The organism is Streptomyces sp. NPDC101490 (assembly GCF_044767145.1).
GTDB lineage: Bacteria > Actinomycetota > Actinomycetes > Streptomycetales > Streptomycetaceae > Streptomyces.
The window spans coordinates 154,671-172,236 of sequence record NZ_JBIWNI010000016.1 but is presented as its reverse complement, the minus strand read 5'-3'; the positions used below and the strand labels follow the sequence as shown (position 1 = coordinate 172,236).

The following is a 17,566-nucleotide window of genomic DNA, read 5'->3' as shown; positions in this document are numbered from 1 at the left end:
TTGTAGACCCACCGCTCCACCCGCAGATGACGGCCAGAGCCGTACACCCGGGCCATGTGATCACCCAACGGCCGGTACGACAGACCCAGCGCCACAACCAACGCGACAAGCTGGAGCACCCCAGCAAGAACCGGACTCATCCGAACTCAGAACCTCTCGGGCTTGACGAGGGCGAGGACCAGATAGCCCAGCAGAGCGACCGCCACCACCAGACCGACAACATTCTCGGCACTCACAGCTTGGCCACCCCCTTGGCAATGAACGCCACCAGCGCGAAAACCGCGACCACAGTGACGACGAAGGCCAGATCGGCCATCGTGAGCTCCCGGTGAAGAAAGAAGAGCCGGATGTTCGGACGAGTTGAGGAAACAGCCTCCCCGGCCGCCTTCGGTCCTCGTTGACGCCGCCCTAACGCCCTTGACGCCGCTCTTGACGCTTCCCCTACGCCCAGGGGCTCCGCGTCAGGGTTCCGTGGGGACGGGCGCGCCCGGCACCCGGACGGCCGCGCGGGGCAGGGTGACCACCATGGTGAGTCCGCCGCCGGGCGTGTCCTCCGGGGTGAGGGTGCCGCCCATGGCCTCGGTGAGGCCCCGTGCCAGCGCCAGACCGAGGCCGACGCCGGTGGTGTTGTCGGTATCACCGAGCCGCTGGAACGGCTCGAAGACGCGGTCACGGTCGGCGGCCGGGAGGCCGGGACCCCGGTCGACGACTCGCAGTTCGACGCGGCAGGACAGCGTGCTGACACCGAGGAGCACCGGGCGGCCGGGCGGGGAGTGACGGACGGCGTTGGCGACGAGGTTGGCGACGACCCGTTCGAGCAGCGGCGGGTCGGCGAGGACGAGCGGTGCCTCCTCCATGCCCTGGAGGGTCACCCCTCGCCCCGTACCAGGGAGGCCGTCCAGGGCCGCGGGGAGGACCTCCTCCCAGGCGGTGGGGCGCAGGGCGAGGGTGAGGGCCCCGGCCTGGAGGCGGCTCATGTCGAGCAGGTTCTCCACGAGCCTGCTGAGCCGGGCCATGGACTCGTCGGCGGTGGCGAGGAGCTCGTCGCGTTCCTCGGCGGTGAAGTCCACGTCGGGACTGCGCAGCGAGGCCACGGCGGCCCAGCCCGCGGCGAGCGGGGTCCGCAGGTCGTGGCTGACGGCGGCGAGGAGCGCGGTGCGCATCCGGTCGGCGGCCCGGACGGGTTCGGCCTCGGCCGCCGCCTCGGCCAGCCGGGCCCGTTCGACGGCGGCCGTGACGTGGGCGGCGAACGCGGCCAGGATCCGGCGTTCGGCGGCGGGCAGGGTGCGTCCGCGCAGCACGAGGAAGCCGTCGTCGCCGACGGCGACCTGACTGGCGTCGGGGTCGTCCACGGGACGGTCGACCAGTTCGGCGGCGACGGCGCCGAAGGTCTCCCGGGTGCGCGCGAGGAGGGCGGGGACGGTGTGCTCGCCGCGTACGACGGAACCGGCCAGCGCGGAGAGGGTCTCCGCCTCGGCGGTGGCGCGGGCGGCGCGCCGCGACAGCCGTAACGACCGGTCGACGATCGCGGCGACGACCGCCGCGACCAGGGCGAACACACCGAGCGCGAGCATGCTGTCGGTGTCGTGGAAGGTGAACTCCCCGATCGGTGGCAGGAACCAGTAGTTGAGGAGCAGGGACGCCGTCACGGCGGCGACGAGCGCGGAGCCGATGCCGCCGACGCAGGCCACGCCGACCACCGTCACGAGGAAGAGCAGGACCTCGCTGGTGAGGTTCAGGGTGCCCCGGGCCCGGTCGAGGAGCAGCGTCAGGAGGACCGGCAGGACGACACCGGCGAGGGGGCCGACGATCCTGCGGGACGGGGACAGGGGCAGGCCGCGGTGCCGGGTGGGCAGCAGGCGTCCTCGGCCGGCCCGTTCGTGCGTCACCATGTGCACGTCTATGTCGTCGGAGAGCGTGGTGGCGGTCTCGCCTATGCCGCGTCCGGTGAGGAAGCGTTCCAGACGGCCGCGTCTGCTCGTGCCGAGGATCAGCTGGGTGGCGTTGCCCGCGCGGGCGAAGTCGACCAGGGCCGCCGGGACGTTCTCGCCGACGACCGTGTGGTAGCTGCCGCCGAGGCTCTCGACCAGGCGTCGCTGGCGGGCGAGCGCGGTGGACGAGGCGCCCGCCGCGAGGCCGTCGCCGCGCACCACGTGCACGGCCGACAGTTCGCAGCGGGCCGATCTGGCGGCGATGCGGCCGGCCCGGCGTATGAGGGTGTCGCCCTCGGGGCCGCCCGTCAGACCGACGACCACCCGTTCCCGGGCCTCCCACACCCCGCCGATGCCATGATCGGTGCGGTACGTCCGCAGGGCGTCGTCGACCCGGTCGGCGACCCACAGCAGGGCCAGCTCGCGCAGGGCGGTGAGGTTGCCGGGACGGAACCAGCTGGCCAGGGCGGCGTCCACCACCTCGGGCGGGTGGATGTTGCCGTGCGCCATCCTGCGGCGCAGTTCCTCCGGGTCCACGTCGACGAGGACGATCTGGTCGGCGCGGCGGACGAAGTCGTCGGGGACGGTGTCGCCCGGCGGCACTTCGGTGATCTTCTCGACGACGTCGCTGAGGGACTCCAGGTGCTGGACGTCGACCGTGGTGAGGACGTCGACGCCCGCCGCGAGGAGTTCCGCGACGTCCTGCCAGCGGTGGGCGTTGCGGTGTCCTGGCGGGTTCGTCCGGGCGAGGTCGTCGACGAGGAGCAGTTCGGGGCGACGGCGCAGGGCGGCGTCGAGGTCGAAGACCTCGGGGGCGCGCCCGGGGGGTCCTGTCGGGGTGTCCCCGGGGAACTTCTCGGGGTCGTCTCGCTGGGACCCTTCCGGGGTGCCCCCGAGACGCTTCCAGAACCCTCCGGGGACGCTCCCGACGACACCCCGGAATCCTTCCGGGGTGTCCCCGACGACGCTCTCCGGGATCTGCCCGGTCCTCCTCGTGCGTCCGGGCTCCAGGCGTTCCAGACCGGCCAGCAGTGCCTCGGTGTGGGGGCGTCCCCGGCAGTCGGCGGCGCCGACGACGACGTCCGTGCCCCGGGCGGCCCTGCGGTGGCCCTCGTCGAGCATCCGGTACGTCTTGCCGACGCCCGCGGCCGCACCGACGAGGACCTTGAGTCTGCCGGGGTGCGGGGCGAGCGGGGGCTGGGACCCCCGGGCGGGCGGGGGCGTCTCCGGTCCCTGGGCGGGCGGGGCCTGCGGGGCCCGGCCCGGTGGTCCCGTCTCCGGACGCCCGGCGCCGGTCAGAACTTCTCCGGTCGGATCAGTGCGGCCACCAGGTAGCCGACGAGGGCTGCGGCGACGACGAGGCCTACCACGTTCTCGACACTCATGGACGATCAACTCCCCTTGGGGTACGGGTGGGTTCCGGGACGCGGTGCCGCGTGCGTCGAAGCCGGTGGCGGCGCTGCCTCCCGCCCACTGTGACGCGCTCCCGCCACGGTTCCGGGGGCCCCTGACGGACCCTTGACGGATCCCGTACGGGAGGGTCACCCGGTCGGGGGTACGTGGGTCGGGGACGGGCCCGGAAACAGGGGTGCGCGGGCACGGAGCCGGAGCCCAGGAGCCCGAGGGGCGCGAATCAGGGGCGCGGGGCGGAACCCAGGGGCGCGGGGGCTCGGGGCCACCCGGCACCCGGCACCCGGCACCCGGCACCCGGCACCCGGCACCCGGCACCAAAGACCCACAGCCGGACACCTACACCCGGACAAGGAGAAGCAGACTCGCCCAGGCAGCGTATGACCGGACCCGCACGACCAGACTCGTATGACCGCACTCGTACGACCGGACCCGTACGACCGGACCCGCGTGACCGGACTCGTACGACCGGACTCGTATGACTGGGCCCGTGCGACCGGACTCGTCCGGCCCGCGGCCACCCCCCTGGCGGGCCGCGGGCCGGAACGTCCCTCGCGTCGGACGGCCGTGCGCGTATCGAGGTGTCGGTCCGGGCGGTCGGTCGCGGACCGTGCGCGCCGCCGTTCGGGACGGCACGCCCCCACCCACCTCGTACGGCCGGACGGTCGTCCGGTTCCCCCGTGAGGCGATCATCCTGTGCCACGCCCCGGGCGGACACGCACGCCGTTGACACCCTTCTGACGTCGTGCCACCTGTCTTTGACGGGGTCCTGACGGCGCGGGAAAGTCCTCGTCAGAGGCTCGTCAAAGCCCGCGCCCAAGGGTCTTCTCCGGGCTTCCCCGCGGCTAGATTCACTCTCGGTCGCTCACCGGTCCGGGGACGTCAGTGGCCTGATCGTCCCGGACCGCGGGGGCGCGGACCGCCCCTCCCGTACGGCGTCCGCGCCCCCGCTCCGCGACCGTGCCGTCCGTCCACGGCCGTCCCGAGGGCGCCGGGGCACCCCTTCCCCGGCGCCCCGGCACGAGGACGCGGGGGCTCTCCGCCCCCGCCGCCCGTGTGCCCGAAGGCCCGCCCGCCGTCCCTCCGCCCCCGGTCTCCCCCGGTCTCCGCCGACCACGGCCGAGCGGACGGCCGGCTTCCCAGAAGGTCCTCCGCGATGCACTCCGCCGCGCCCCGACCCGCCCGTTCCTCCGTCAGCACAAGCCCTCCTGACGAACAGTCACCCGTCGCCGGCGCACCGGTTCCCACAGGTCCAGGCCCCTCCTTCCCGGACGGCCCGCCCTCCCCTCTCGACCCGGGAGCCCCCGGCCGTCCTCCCGCCCCGCCCCGCCATCCCTCGCCCCGGGTGCGTCCCGGGCGGCGGCGGGCCGGACACGGCGGGCTGCTGGATCCGGTGCAGCTGCTGAAGTCGTTCCCGGACGCCCTGCGCAAGCTCCACCCGCGCACGCTCGTGCGCAAGCCGGTGCTCTTCGTGGTGGCCGTCGGATCGGGCCTGACGACACTGTCCGCGCTCTTCGACCCCTCGGTCTTCACCTGGACCGTGAGCGTCTGGCTCTGGCTGACCGTGGTGTTCGCGAACCTCGCCGAGGCCGTCGCCGAGGGCCGGGGTCGGGCGCAGGCGGAGTCGCTGCGCCGGGCCCGTACAGACACGGTCGCGCTGCGGCTGCGGCACTGGCGGTACGGCACGGACGTCGACCGCGCGGCCACGGAGACGGTGAACGCGGCCGACCTCGCGCAGTTCGACTTCGTGCTGGTCGAGGCGGGCGGGCTGGTCCCGGCGGACGGCGACGTCGTCGCCGGGGTCGCCTCGGTCGACGAGTCCGCCGTCACCGGGGAGTCCGCCCCGGTGATCCGCGAGGCGGGCGGCGACCGCTCCGGGGTGACCGGCGGCACGACCGTGCTCTCGGACCGGATCGTCGTACGGGTCACCGCGCGGCCCGGCCACTCCTTCATGGACCGGATGATCTCCCTCATCGAGGGCGCGGAGCGGCAGAAGACCCCGAACGAGATCGCGCTCAACATCCTCCTCGCGGCGCTGACCTTCGTCTTCGTCCTGGTGGTGGTCGCGATCACCCCGATGGCCGGGTACGCGGGCGCCGCCCCCTCCACGCCCGTGCTCGTGGCGCTCCTGGTCACGCTGATCCCCACGACGATCGGGGCGCTGCTGTCCGCGATCGGCATCGCCGGGATGGACCGGCTGGTGCAGCGGAACGTGCTCGCGATGTCCGGCCGGGCCGTCGAGGCGGCCGGGGACGTGAACACCCTCCTCCTCGACAAGACCGGCACCATCACCCTCGGCAACCGCGAGGCCGTCGCGTTCGTCCCGCTGCCGGGGGTGGAACCGGCCCTCCTCGCCGACGCGGCCCAGCTCGCCTCCCTCGCCGACGAGACCCCCGAGGGGCGGTCGGTCAGCGCCCTCGCCCGCCGTCAGTACGGGCTCCTGCCGCCCACCGGGGACGAGTGGGCGGACCTCCGGTTCGTCGAGTTCAGCGCGCGGACCCGGATGAGCGGCATCGACCTGCGCGGGAGCGACGGCGTCCGCCACCTCCGCAAGGGGGCCACGGCCCAGGTCGTCGACTGGGTCGAGCGGTACGGGGGAAGGGTGCCGCCCGAGGCCCGTGCCTGGTCAGACGCCATCGCGGACGCGGGCGGCACACCGCTGCTCGTCGCCGTCCACGACGCGGCCGGGCCCCGGGTCCTCGGGATCGTCCACCTGAAGGACGTGGTGAAGGACGGCATCCGGGAGCGGTTCGGCGAGCTGCGCCGGATGGGCATCCGTACCGTCATGGTCACCGGTGACAACCCCCGTACGGCACGGGCCATCGCCCGGGAGGCGGGGGTGGACGACTTCCTGGCGGAGGCGACGCCGGAGGACAAGATGGCGTTGATCAAGCGGGAGCAGGCGGGCGGGAAGCTGGTCGCGATGACCGGTGACGGCACCAACGACGCTCCCGCCCTCGCGCAGGCCGATGTGGGCGTGGCGATGAACACCGGGACCTCGGCCGCGAAAGAGGCCGGGAACATGGTCGACCTCGACTCCGACCCGACCAAGCTCATCGACATCGTCGAGATCGGCAAGCAACTCCTCATCACCCGGGGCGCGCTGACCACGTTCTCGATCACCAACGACGTGGCGAAGTACTTCGCGATCATCCCCGCCATGTTCACGGGCGCCTACCCCTCGCTGGACGAGCTGAACATCATGGGCCTGCACAGCCCGACCTCGGCCATCACCTCGGCGATCGTCTTCAACGCCCTGATCATCGTGGCCCTGATCCCGCTCGCGCTGCGCGGCGTGCGCTACACCCCGGCGTCCGCGCACGACCTGCTGCGCCGCAATCTGCTCCTGTACGGACTCGGGGGCCTCGTCCTGCCGTTCGTCGGCATCAAGCTCATCGACCTCCTGGTGTCCACCGTCCCCGGCCTGGGGTGAACGTCCGTCAGGGCGGCATCAGGGAAGGCGGGTCCGCCTTGCCCGGGTGCTCGCGGCGGAGTTCCATGGACGGCATGGACAGTGCGTGGCTCCAGGCCGACCGGCCGCCTCATCAGGCGGTCCGATGTCGTGCGCCCCGCCGCCCGGAGCCGCCGTCCGCCTCGCGCTGACGCGTACTCCGCCGTCCCCGGGGCGCCGTGACCGAACTGGTCCGGCGCCCCTCTTCACGTACCCCCGAAACGAAAGACCCTGGACCGACCATGGCTCCTTCCCCGTCCCCGTCCCTCTCCGGCCGTACCGTCCTCGTCACCGGGGCGACCTCCGGCATCGGCCACCAGACCGCGCGGCTGCTCGCCGAACGCGGCGCCACGGTCCTGCTGCACGGCAGGACTTCGGAGGAGGCCCGCGCCGCCGTCGACCGGCTCGTCACCCTCTCGGACGTGCCCGTCGACCGACTGCGCGCCCACGGAGCGGACTTCACCCGCCTGGAGGAGGTGGAGCGACTGGCGGTGCGGGTCCTGGCCGAGCACCCGCGGCTGGACGTCCTCGTCAACAACGCGGGCATGGCCGCGCCCGAGCAGCACACGGTCACCGCCGACGGCAACGAGATCGCCTTCCAGGTCAACTTCCTCGCCCACTACCTCCTCACCCACCTCCTGGAGCCCGCCCTGACCGGCGGCACCGGCGGCCGGGTCGTCAACGTCTCGTCCGCGCTGCACCGCACGGGCTCGATCCAGTGGAACGACCCGAACCGCACCCGCCGTTACTCCCGGCTCGCCGCCTACGCGCAGTCGCAGCTGGCCCTCACGGTCTTCGCCTCCGACCCGCGCGTCACCGCCGTCTCCGTGCACCCCGGCATCTGCGCCACCAGCCTCCTGCCGCTGTACGCGCACCAGGGCGAGGCACCGGCCGAGGGCGCGGCGCACGTCGTACGGCTCTGCGACCCGGCGACCGAGATCGTGAACGGCGCCTACTACGACCGTGAGCACCGTGTCGCCCCCGCCCCGGCCGCCACCGAGGAACGCACGGTGAAGCGCCTCAGCAAGCTCGCCGGACTCCTCGTCGGCCACACCGCCTGAAGGAGGCACCCGCCATGTCCCAGCGCGCCCGCAAGAAGAAGGCCCGCCGCAAGAAGAAGGCGAACCACGGCCGCAGGGCCGGAGGGAGCTGACACCGCGCGGAGGCCGTGCCCCGCGCGGACCCCGACCGGGCGTCCACCCGCCCGGCCGGGGCCGTCCCCGTACGAGGACGGCCCCGGCCGGCAGCCCCCCGGCCCGCACGGCCCCGCCCCGCACCACCCCGCCGGGCCAGGACATCCCGCTCCGGCCCGCCCCACCGGGGCGGCCCCCGCCTCCTTCGGGCGGGGGCCGCCCCCTCCCCCGTACCCCTGGAGGCATCGTGATCCCGCACCCCGCTCATCAACCCCCGGCCCCCGCGCGGGCGTTCGCCTCCGGTGCGCCGGGAACCGGCGCGCTGGCCGAGCACGTCATCGCCACCCGGCAGGGCTCCTGGTGGACCGACCGTCCGGCGCGCCCCCGGGTCGTCGCCGTCACCTGCGGCGGCCACGCGCTCCTGGCCGGTGACCCGACCGCGCTCGTCCCGGCGGACCTGGCCCCGCTGGCCGGTCACCACGTGGAGGCGTCGGCACGGTTCCTGCCGGTGCTGGCCGCCGCGTTCGACCGTCTGCACCCCTGGGACCGGATGCTGTACGTGCACCGCGAGCCCGGGATGCCGCCGCGCCTGCCGCGCGGGGTGACGGTCCGACGGCTCGCGGCCGGGGACGCCCGCGCACTCGCCGCGAGCGCACCCGACCTCGACCGCGTCCACGCGACCTGGGGCAGCCCGGCGGCCCTCGCCGCCTCGGGGCACGCCTGGGCGGCCTTCCACAAGGGGCGGGTCCTCGCCGTGGCGTGCGCCCGGTTCACCGGGAGCCGGTACGAGGACGTGGCCTGCGCCACCGCCCCCGGGGAGCGGCGGCAGCACCTCGGCCTCGCCTGTGTGGAGGGCCTGACCGCCGATGTCGCCGCGCGCGGGCACACCGCGACCTGGAGCTGTTCGCGGGAGAACCGGGCGAGCCGTCTGCTCGGCTGGTCGGCCGGTTTCCGGCTGGTCCGGGAGTACGTCCACCACTCGACCGGGCCCTTCACCGCCACCGCCGTCAGCGGGACGTCAAATCTGCCCGCCGCCGCGTAAACACCGCGTTGTCCCCGGCGGGTCGGGACGGCCCGGGGTCCTAGCGTCGGCGCCATGCAGCCTCCTGTCCGTACCCCCGCTCCCGTCCCCGGTCCCTCTCCCGCCCCTCTGCCCGGCGCCGCCTCCGACGTCCTGCACGACAGGGGCTGGCCGGGCGAGGCCCGTGCGGCGGCCGTCTGCGCGGGCCTGCTGCTTGGGACGTCGCTGGGCGTGGACGCCGGGGCGTACGGGCTGCCGCTGTCCCACACCCTCGGCTGGATCGCGCTGTCGGCGCTGCTGTTCGTGGTCCTGCTGCCCGCACGGGTGAGCCTGGCCCCGGGGCTGCTGACGGCCCGGGGGCTGTGGGTCACCAGGACGGTCCGCACCGATCTGCTCACGGCGGTCGCGTGGCCGACGGGCACCGCCCGGCGGCTGCGCCTGCGCGACGGGGAGGGCGGGTGGGCCGAGGTGGACCTCCGGGTCCTCCTGGACAATCCGGCCCTGTGGCTGCGGATCGAGTCCGCGGCGCTGTCCGCCCGGAGGCGGGGGACCCTGGTCCACGGCACGGCCGACCTCGCCCGGCTCGCGCTGCGCGTCGACACCGAGACGACCCGCGCCGTCCTGAACTCCTCCGGTCTGGAGTGACGCGCGTCCGGAGGGCCTCAGGACGGCGCGGGTCGCTGTGCGGCGGTCCGCCGGACGGACCGGCCGGCCCTGCTCGACGGCGGGTCCCTCCGGGACGAGACCGGGCGGCGCCGTGGCCATGGCGCCGGAATCCTCCTCGGGTCCGCTCTCCACGTGGTGGACGGCACGTAGGCTGGCGGGGCAGCTGGTTCGCCCCGTCCGCCAGGCGGGGGCGTCGCAAGAGGGAACCCGGTGGGAATCCGGGACTGCCCCGCAGCGGTGAGCGGGAACGACCGCCGTCATACGCACTGGGCCCGGCACACCGGACCTGGGAAGCGACGGCCACTAGGTGAACTCCCCCAGGAGAACGCGCCCGCGAGTCCGAAGACCTGCCCGCTGTCCGCGCGCCGGACACCCCGTGCGTGCGGAACCGCCGAGCCGCGACTCGCGAAGGAGAGTTGACGTGGCAGATCCCGCCGTCACCGGCCTTGCCGCAGACCCCACCGACACCCCGGGCCCCGCCCGCGCTCCCGTTCCCCGTAAGGGGAAGACCCCGGACGACTCCCGGGTGGTCCTCGCCCACATCATGAGCGACCACGACACCAATCTGTACGGCACCATCCACGGCGGGGTGATGATGAAGCTCATCGACGACGCCGCCGCGGCCGCCGCCGGGCGCCACGCCGACGGACCCGCCGTGACCGCGTCCGTCGACCGGATGACGTTCCTGGCCCCCGTACGCGCCGGGGACCTGCTGAGCGTGGAGGCCGGGCTCGAACGGGCCGGACGGACCTCCATGACCGTCGGCGTGCGGGTGACCGCCGAACGCTGGAACAACTCCGGTCCCGTCACCGAAGTGGCCACCGCCTTCCTCACCTTCGTGGCGATCGACGCGGACGGCGGTCCGCGTCCCGTGCCCGCCCTCGTCACCGCGCTGCCCGGCCTGTCCTGAGGGGGACGGGGCCGCCGTTCCTCCGGGGACCGCGGCCCCGTGCCGCACGGATCAGGTCAGGGACCGTCCGGGATTCGGACAACATCCGGCGCTCGTCCGGCGCGACCCGTACCCTGGCGCGTGCAGCTGGTTCGCCCCGTCCGCCAGGCGGGGGCGTCGCAAGAGGGAACCCGGTGGGAATCCGGGACTGCCCCGCAGCGGTGAGCGGGAACGACCGCCGTCATACGCACTGGATCCGACACCGGACCTGGGAAGCGACGGCCACTAGGTGAACTCCCCCAGGAGAACGCGCCCGCGAGTCCGAAGACCTGCCCGTTGCCCGCACGCGGACGATTCCGCGCGCGGTCATCCGGTGACCTCGAGGGCGGGTCGGCGACCATACGGGCGGACAGCCGTGCCATGCCGTGCACGCGCGTCCCTCCGTCTCCGGTCACTCCTTCCGTGTCTCGCCAGGTCTCCGGACCTCAGGGATCCATCTCGTGAAGGAGATCTCCGTGACCACGAACTCCGCGGCACCCGCGGCACGCGCCACCGTGTACGGCTACCCCCGCCAGGGCCGTGACCGTGAACTCAAGAAGGCGGTCGAGGGCTACTGGAAGGGCCGGGTCACCGCCGACGCCCTCCACGCCGTCGCCGCCGGACTGCGCCGGGCGAACTGGCTCGAACTCTCCGGGGCGGGCATCGCCGAGGTGCCGACCGGCGACTTCTCGTTCTACGACCACGTCCTGGACACCACCGTGATGGTGGGCGCGGTCCCCGGCCGGCACCGGGAGGCCGTGGCCGCCGACGCCACCGACGGCTACTTCGCCATGGCGCGCGGCACCCAGGACGTCGCTCCGCTGGAGATGACCAAGTGGTTCGACACCAACTACCACTACCTCGTGCCCGAGCTGGGGCCCGACACCGTCTTCACGGCCGACTCGACCAAGCAGGTCGCGGAGCTGAAGGAGGCCCTCGCGCTCGGTCTGACCGCCCGTCCCGTCCTGGTCGGGCCGGTCACCTACCTCCTCCTCGCCAAGCCCGCCCCGGGAGTGGCCGAGGACTTCCAGCCGCTGACCCTGCTGGACCGGCTCCTGCCCGTGTACGCCGAAGTGCTCGCGGACCTGCGCGCGGCGGGCGCGGAATGGGTACAGCTCGACGAGCCCGCCCTCGTACAGGACCGCACGCCCGCCGACCTGAACACCGCCGCCCGCGCCTACCGTGACCTCGGTGCCGTCGAGGACCGGCCGAAGATCCTCGTCGCCTCCTACTTCGACCGGCTCGGCGACGCCCTCCCGGTCCTCGCCAAGGCGCCCGTGGAGGGGCTCGCCCTGGACTTCACCGGGCCCGCCGCCGCCAACCTGGCCGGGCTCGCCGCCGTCGGCGGCCTGCCGGGGAAGCGGCTCGTCGCGGGCGTGGTCGACGGCCGCAACATCTGGGTCACCGACCTGCAGAAGTCCCTCACCACCCTCGGCACCCTCCTCGGTCTCGCGGACCGCGTGGACGTCTCCGCCTCCTGCTCGCTGCTCCATGTGCCGCTCGACGCGACGGCCGAGAAGGACGTCGACCCGCAGATCCTGCGCTGGCTGGCCTTCGCCCGGCAGAAGACCGCCGAGACCGTCACCCTGGCCGCCGGACTCTCCCGGGGCACCGGTGCCATCGCCGGTGAGCTGGCCGCCAACCGTGCCGCGCTCTCCTCCCGCGCCGAGTCCCCCCTCACCCGCGACCCGGCCGTACGCGCCCGCGTCGGGGCCGTCACCGACGCCGACGGCCGCCGCTCCCAGCCGTACGCCGAACGGGCCGCCGCCCAGCGGGCGCACCTCGGGCTGCCGCCGTTGCCGACCACCACCATCGGGTCCTTCCCGCAGACCACGGAACTGCGCACCGCCCGCGCGGACCTGCGGGCGGGCTCGCTCGACGCGGCGGGTTACGAGGAGCGGATCAGGGCCGAGATCCGGGAGGTGATCGCCTTCCAGGAGAAGACCGGCGTCGACGTCCTCGTCCACGGCGAACCCGAACGCAACGACATGGTGCAGTACTTCGCCGAGCAGCTCGACGGCTACCTGGCCACCCGGCACGGCTGGGTGCAGTCGTACGGCACGCGGTACGTCCGGCCGCCGATCCTCGCCGGTGACATCTCCCGCCCGAAGCCGATGACGGTGCGCTGGACCGCGTACGCCCAGTCCCTCACCGCCAAGCCGGTCAAGGGGATGCTCACCGGGCCGGTCACGATGCTCGCCTGGTCGTTCGTCCGTGACGACCAGCCGCTCGCCGACACGGCGCGCCAGGTGGCGCTCGCCCTGCGCGACGAGGTGGACGACCTGGAGGCCGCGGGGACCTCCGTCATCCAGGTGGACGAGCCCGCGCTGCGCGAGACCCTGCCGCTGCGGGCGGCCGATCACCCGGCCTATCTGGCCTGGGCCACCGAGGCGTTCCGGCTCACCACGGCCGGGGTGCGGCCGGACACCCAGATCCACACCCACATGTGCTACGCCGAGTTCGGCGACATCGTGCAGGCCATCGACGACCTGGACGCCGACGTCATCAGCCTGGAGGCGGCCCGCTCCCACATGCAGGTGGCCCGGGAACTCGCCGCCCACGGCTACCCCCGGGAGGCGGGACCGGGCGTCTGGGACATCCACTCCCCGCGCGTTCCCTCCGCCGAGGAGGCGACGGCCCTGCTCCGCAAGGGACTTGAGGCCATCCCCGCCGACCGGCTCTGGGTCAACCCGGACTGCGGTCTGAAGACCCGTGGCTGGCCCGAGACCCGGACCTCCCTGGAGAACCTCGTCACCGCCGCCCGCACCCTCCGCGACGAGCTGCCCACCACCTGACCCGCCGCACGTCGGCCGCCCGGAACGACAGCCGTCCCGGGCGGCCGGCACCACCCGCGGAACCCGTCCTGAACACCGCCGCGGGTGGCGGATGTCGCCGCGCTCGGGATCCGTTTCACGTCCGGCCGACCAGGCCCGTCTCGTACGCGAAGATCACGGCCTGGACGCGGTCGCGCAGGTGGAGTTTGGTGAGGACGTGGCCGATGTGGCGTTTCACCGTGGGTTCGGCCAGGTCGAGGGCCATGGCGATCTCCCCGTTGGTGAGGCCCCGGGCGAGGGCGGTCAGGATCTCGTGTTCGCGGGGCGTGAGGCGGTGGAGGCGTTCGTCGGCGCCCGGGGTCGTGACGGGGAGCTGGTGCGCGAACCTCTGGAGGAGGCGGCGGGTGACGCGGGGCGAGAGCGCCGCGTCTCCGCGCGCCACGTCGCGGATCGCGGTGAGCAGTTCTTCCGGCCGGGTGTTCTTGAGGAGGAATCCCGACGCCCCGGCGCGGAGCGCTTCAAAGGCGTACGCGTCGAGGTCGAAGGTGGTGAGGACGAGCACCCGCGTCCCCGGTGCCTCCCGGACCGTGCGGCGCGTCGCCTCGATGCCGTCGGTGCCGGGCATCCGCACGTCCATCAGGACGACGTCCGGGCGCAGTCGGCGTGCCAGCCGGACGGCCGTCTCCCCGTCGGCGGCCTCGCCGACCACGTCCATGCCGGGTTCGGCGCGCAGGATCATGGTGAACGCCACCCGCAGCAGTTCCTCGTCGTCGGCGACGAGCACCCGGACGCTCACCGCTCTCCGTCCGGGTCGGGGGCGTGTTCCGGAAGGAGCGCCGTCTGCTCGGAGGGCCGGCCCGGGGGCGTCCGGTGCGGGCGGTCGTGAGGCGGAGGGTCGTCCCCATACCGGATGCGTGGAGGTGGTCCCGACAACGCGGCGAGCGTGCGTGCCAGGCGCCCCCGGGCAGGCGGGACTTCCGCGACACGGCCCAGGCGGGCGGTGACCCGCCAGCCGCCGCCGGGGAGCGGGCCCGCGCGGAGGGTTCCGCCGTGGGCGCTCACGCGCTCCCGCATCCCGGTGATGCCACGGCCGGGCGCGGTGGCGGCGGCCGGGGGGCCGTCGTCGGTGACCTCGACGGTGACGGCGTCCGGGGAGCAGACGACACGGACCTCGGCGCGGGTGCCCGGCGGGGTGTGCCTGAGCGCGTTCGTCAGCGATTCCTGCACGATCCGGTAGGCGGTGAGCTGTGTCCCGGCGGGAACGCGGGTCGGGTCGCCGTCCAGCCGGAGGCGGGTCGGCAGGCCCGCCGCCCCGGTCCGCTCCCGGAGGGTCTCCAACTGCGCGAGTCCGGGCGGTGGATGACGTACGGCGTCGGGGTCGCCGTCCCCGAGGAGTCCGAGGGAGCGCCGCATGTCGGCCAGCGCCTGCCGTCCGGTCTCGGCGATCCGGTCCGTCACCGGGCGGGTGTCCTCGGGCCGTGCGTGTCCGACGGCGTCGGCGAGGGCGACGACCACGGACAGGCCGTGACTGACGCTGTCGTGCAACTCCCTCGCGATACGGGCCCGTTCTTCGAGCACCGCGAGCCGTTCCCGCCGTTCGCGCTCGCGCTCCAGATGGGCGGCGCGGTCCTCCCGGGCCTTCCGTCCGATCCGGGCGTTGACCCCGAGCAGCGCACTGGCGACGACCGCCGCGGTCAGCGCGGCGGCGGAGGCGAGGAACCGGCCTTCGGGGGCCCAGCGGGCCGCCGACAGCAGGGCCCCTGCCTCAAGGACCAGCGCGGCCCCGAGGGCCCACCGGCCGGGGCGGTGGGCGCCGACCGTGCCCAGCGCGACCAACAGGGCGACATCGGCGGGCAGTTGGATGTCCAGCAGGAGCTGTACGGACGCGACGGCGGCGATCGCCCCGAAGACGGCCAGGGGTGCCCGGCGCCGCCACACCAGCGGCAGCACGAGCGCCGTCTGCAGGGCGAGTCCGGTGGCGTCCGTCAGCCGTGCGGGCCCGAGGGTCACCGCGAAGACGGCCGCCGCGAGCACGGCGTCCCAGGCCGGGGGCGGCACCCGCGCCGCCAGACGCACCACCGGGGAGACCGCCTCCCGGACGGGCCCGCGAGGGCGTTCCGGCTCCACGTCTTCGGCCATGGTGTCCGTCCTCCGGCTTCCGTGCCCCGTGTTCCGTGCACCGTGCTGTGTACTGCGTGCTGCGTGCACCGTGTTCCGTGCACCGCGCTCGGGCCCCGGGTCCGAGGCTCCGGCTCCGAGGCGCCGGGGATCCGGCCGACCGGTCGGCCCGTCCGGACGTCACCCACCCGCGCGTCCGCCCCACGGTAGGGCGGCTGTCCCGGCCCGTGCCTCCTCCCGTGGGGGGAGAACGGTGTGCGCCCCGGGGAGCGGGGGCCGCCCCCGCTCCTCCCCGAGGCGTACGGGCTCCACGGCCCGGCCGTCCGGCCGGGTGCGCCCCGGGGGGCGGTCCCGCTCCTCCCCGAGGAGGAGCGGGCGGCTCCCGCGCTACCGGGGTGCGCCCCCGGGATCGTCCTGTGGCCCGTCGCCGGGGGCGGCCGGTCGTCGGCAGGCTGGCGCCGTTCCCGTTTCCGTACCCGTCGCTCCGGAAGGTGCCGGCCCATGTCCTCCTCTCCCCGGTTTCCCCGTCGCAGAACGCTCCTGAAGCTGGGAGCCGCCGCCCTCACCACAGCCGCCGCCACCCCCCTCACCGGCGTGAAGGCGCCCGCCGGTCGCGCGGCGCTTCCCGTCGTCCTTCCGGCGCCCACCGGACACCGGCCGGTCGGTGCCGTCGATCTGCATCTGGTCGACCGGTCGCGGCCCGACCCCTTCGTGCCGTCGAAGCCCTTCCGGGAGCTGATGGTCTCGGTCCGCTACCCGGCGGAGCCGGACCGGGCGGGGGCGTTCCCGGTCGCCCCGTGGCTGGGTCCGGCCGCCGCCGCCGACTGGGACGAGCGCTCGGCCCCGGGGCTCGGCATCCCCGCCGGGGCGGTGGACTGGCGGGGGATGCGGACGCACGCGCGGACCGGCGCCCCGGCCGACCGCTCCGGGGGGAGGCTCCCGGTCGTGCTGTTCTCCCCCGGCGACGGCGGCGGCCGCGCCCTCGGCACCGCCCTGGTGGAGGAGCTGGCGAGCCGGGGCTACGTGGTGGTCTCGGCCGACTCCCCGTACGAGGCGGACCAGGTCGAGTTCCCCGGCGGGCGCGTCGAGCGGGCCGTGCCGCTGCCCGACGACCTCACGCCCGAGGTGATCGCCGCCCTCCTGGAGCAGCACGCGCGGGTGCGCCTCGCGGACGCCCGGTTCGTCCTCGACCGGATCGGAGCGCTGGCCCGTGGCCAGAACCCCGACGCCGGGGGCGGGCCCCTCCCCGCCGGGCTCCCGGCGGTCCTCGACCCGTCCCGTACGGGTGTGCTCGGGCAGTCGCTCGGCGGTTCCGTGGCGGCGCGGCTCGCCCGCGACGAGCACCGGGTCCGGGCGGCGGTGAACCTCGACGGCGACTTCATCGGCCCGATCGCCCTCAGCGGGGTCGCCAAGCCCTTCCTGCTGCTGATGTCCGAGGGCGACTCGGTCGAGGGGAATCCCGGTTGGGCGTCCTTCTGGGCCGCGTCGACCGGCTGGCGGCGGGCGCTGCGGCTCCGGGACGCCCAGCACGGCTCGTACACCGATCTCCAGGTGGTCCTTCCGCAGCTCACGGGGCATCTGGAGCTCCCGGCGGCCGTCGGGCTGATCGGCACGATCGACCCCCTCCGGTCCCTGGCGGCACAGCGCGCCGCCGTCACCGCCTTCTTCGACCGGTGTCTGAAGGGGCGGCCCACGTCCTTCTTCGAGGACCCGGGGGGCCGGTTCCCCGAATGGTCCTGACGGCCCCCGGCGGCCCGCCCGTCCCGTGCCGCCGTCAGGACCGTGTGAAGACTCCTCCGGTTCCCGGTCCGTCCGGCCCCGCCCGGCCCTACAGTCACCCCATGAGCCGAACCGACGGACGGATGCGTGCCGACCACCGTGTGCGCCGCTTCTCGACCGCGCTCGCCACGGGCGCCGTCGTCGTCAGCGCCCTCGGGGCGACGGCCGGGAGCATGTGGCTGCTCGGCGCCGGGGCCTGGCTCCTCATCTCGGCGGTCCTCCTGGAACTCGTGTTCCGCCCCTGAACCCGGCCGTCGTCGGCGGGGGGGGGGGGGGGGGGGGGGCCCGCCCCCGCCCCCCCCCCCCCCCGCCCCCCCCCCCCCCCCCCCCCCCCCCCCCCCCCCCCCCCCCGTAC

The 17,566-nt window shown here is 74.6% G+C and carries 13 protein-coding genes and 2 riboswitches; of the genes, 8 read left to right on the top strand and 5 right to left on the bottom strand.

Annotated features, from left to right (window positions below; genetic code table 11):
- Nucleotides 1–146: 146 nt before the first annotated feature.
- The 3 genes from kdpF (ACIRQY_RS25575) to kdpF (ACIRQY_RS25565) all read right to left on the bottom strand — a co-directional run bounded on the left by kdpF (ACIRQY_RS25575) (nt 147) and on the right by kdpF (ACIRQY_RS25565) (nt 3,316).
- A complete protein-coding gene (kdpF, locus tag ACIRQY_RS25575; RefSeq protein WP_402282877.1) occupies nt 147–236 on the bottom strand; it encodes a K(+)-transporting ATPase subunit F in 90 nt (29 codons plus the stop codon).
- 225 nt (nt 237–461) lie between these two features.
- A complete protein-coding gene (locus ACIRQY_RS25570; protein WP_403929654.1) occupies nt 462–3,053 on the bottom strand; it encodes an ATP-binding protein in 2,592 nt (863 codons plus the stop codon).
- Nucleotides 3,054–3,226: 173 nt separating this feature from the next.
- Nucleotides 3,227–3,316: a K(+)-transporting ATPase subunit F gene (gene kdpF, locus ACIRQY_RS25565; RefSeq protein ID WP_351794572.1), complete on the bottom strand. Its 90-nt coding sequence runs from the start codon at nt 3,314–3,316 to the stop codon at nt 3,227–3,229.
- Between the two features lie 1,370 nt (nt 3,317–4,686).
- On the opposite strand from kdpF (ACIRQY_RS25565), the gene kdpB reads away from it, so the two are divergent.
- The 6 genes from kdpB to metE all read left to right on the top strand — a co-directional run bounded on the left by kdpB (nt 4,687) and on the right by metE (nt 13,335).
- Entirely contained in the window at nt 4,687–6,774 is a 2,088-nt protein-coding gene (gene kdpB, locus ACIRQY_RS25560) for a potassium-transporting ATPase subunit KdpB (RefSeq protein ID WP_403929651.1), read from the top strand.
- Nucleotides 6,775–7,034: 260 nt separating this feature from the next.
- Complete coding sequence (locus ACIRQY_RS25555) at nt 7,035–7,853, top strand: SDR family NAD(P)-dependent oxidoreductase (protein WP_403929649.1); 819 nt, start codon at nt 7,035–7,037, stop codon at nt 7,851–7,853.
- 319 nt (nt 7,854–8,172) lie between these two features.
- Nucleotides 8,173–8,967: a GNAT family N-acetyltransferase gene (locus ACIRQY_RS25550; RefSeq protein WP_403929646.1), complete on the top strand. Its 795-nt coding sequence runs from the start codon at nt 8,173–8,175 to the stop codon at nt 8,965–8,967.
- Nucleotides 8,968–9,021: 54 nt separating this feature from the next.
- Nucleotides 9,022–9,591 carry a hypothetical protein gene (locus ACIRQY_RS25545; RefSeq protein WP_403929643.1) on the top strand — a complete coding sequence of 190 codons (570 nt, stop codon included), beginning with the start codon at nt 9,022–9,024 and terminating at the stop codon, nt 9,589–9,591.
- A 218-nt stretch (nt 9,592–9,809) separates the two neighbouring features.
- Nucleotides 9,810–9,961, top strand: a riboswitch (cobalamin riboswitch).
- Between the two features lie 72 nt (nt 9,962–10,033).
- On the top strand, nt 10,034–10,522 hold the full coding sequence (locus tag ACIRQY_RS25540; protein ID WP_403929640.1) for an acyl-CoA thioesterase: 489 nt from the start codon (nt 10,034–10,036) through the stop codon (nt 10,520–10,522).
- Nucleotides 10,523–10,682: 160 nt separating this feature from the next.
- Nucleotides 10,683–10,832, top strand: a riboswitch (cobalamin riboswitch).
- A gap of 184 nt (nt 10,833–11,016) precedes the next feature.
- The gene (gene metE / locus ACIRQY_RS25535; protein ID WP_403929638.1) at nt 11,017–13,335 is read left to right on the top strand and encodes a 5-methyltetrahydropteroyltriglutamate--homocysteine S-methyltransferase; all 2,319 of its coding nucleotides are present in this window, start codon (nt 11,017–11,019) and stop codon (nt 13,333–13,335) included.
- A gap of 115 nt (nt 13,336–13,450) precedes the next feature.
- Here metE and ACIRQY_RS25530 read toward each other — a convergent pair whose 3' ends face one another.
- Together ACIRQY_RS25530 and ACIRQY_RS25525 are read right to left on the bottom strand one after the other, a co-directional pair.
- The gene (locus ACIRQY_RS25530; RefSeq protein WP_403929635.1) at nt 13,451–14,110 is read right to left on the bottom strand and encodes a response regulator; all 660 of its coding nucleotides are present in this window, start codon (nt 14,108–14,110) and stop codon (nt 13,451–13,453) included.
- Nucleotides 14,107–15,453: a sensor histidine kinase gene (locus tag ACIRQY_RS25525; protein WP_403929632.1), complete on the bottom strand. Its 1,347-nt coding sequence runs from the start codon at nt 15,451–15,453 to the stop codon at nt 14,107–14,109. Before ACIRQY_RS25525 ends, ACIRQY_RS25530 begins: the two co-directional genes overlap by 4 nt.
- 480 nt (nt 15,454–15,933) lie before the next feature.
- Here ACIRQY_RS25525 and ACIRQY_RS25520 point away from each other — a divergent pair, with 480 nt between their 5' ends.
- Nucleotides 15,934–17,172, top strand: a complete 1,239-nt coding sequence (locus ACIRQY_RS25520) for an alpha/beta hydrolase family protein (protein ID WP_403929629.1) — start codon at nt 15,934–15,936, stop codon at nt 17,170–17,172.
- 101 nt (nt 17,173–17,273) lie between these two features.
- Nucleotides 17,274–17,456, top strand: coding sequence for a hypothetical protein (locus ACIRQY_RS25515; RefSeq protein ID WP_351794470.1), 183 nt, complete (start codon nt 17,274–17,276; stop codon nt 17,454–17,456).
- Nucleotides 17,457–17,566 lie beyond the last annotated feature (110 nt).

Bases quoted from the DNA above. Each gene is read 5' to 3' on its own strand.
- ACIRQY_RS25570 (WP_403929654.1), bottom strand. From the start codon at position 3,053: ATGCTCGACGAGGGCCACCGCAGGGCCGCCCGGGGCACGGACGTCGTC.
- kdpF (WP_351794572.1), bottom strand. From the start codon at position 3,316: ATGAGTGTCGAGAACGTGGTAGGCCTCGTCGTCGCCGCAGCCCTCGTC.
- ACIRQY_RS25555 (WP_403929649.1), top strand. From the start codon at position 7,035: ATGGCTCCTTCCCCGTCCCCGTCCCTCTCCGGCCGTACCGTCCTCGTC.
- ACIRQY_RS25545 (WP_403929643.1), top strand. From the start codon at position 9,022: ATGCAGCCTCCTGTCCGTACCCCCGCTCCCGTCCCCGGTCCCTCTCCC.
- ACIRQY_RS25525 (WP_403929632.1), bottom strand. From the start codon at position 15,453: ATGGCCGAAGACGTGGAGCCGGAACGCCCTCGCGGGCCCGTCCGGGAG.
- ACIRQY_RS25520 (WP_403929629.1), top strand. From the start codon at position 15,934: ATGTCCTCCTCTCCCCGGTTTCCCCGTCGCAGAACGCTCCTGAAGCTG.
- ACIRQY_RS25515 (WP_351794470.1), top strand. From the start codon at position 17,274: ATGAGCCGAACCGACGGACGGATGCGTGCCGACCACCGTGTGCGCCGC.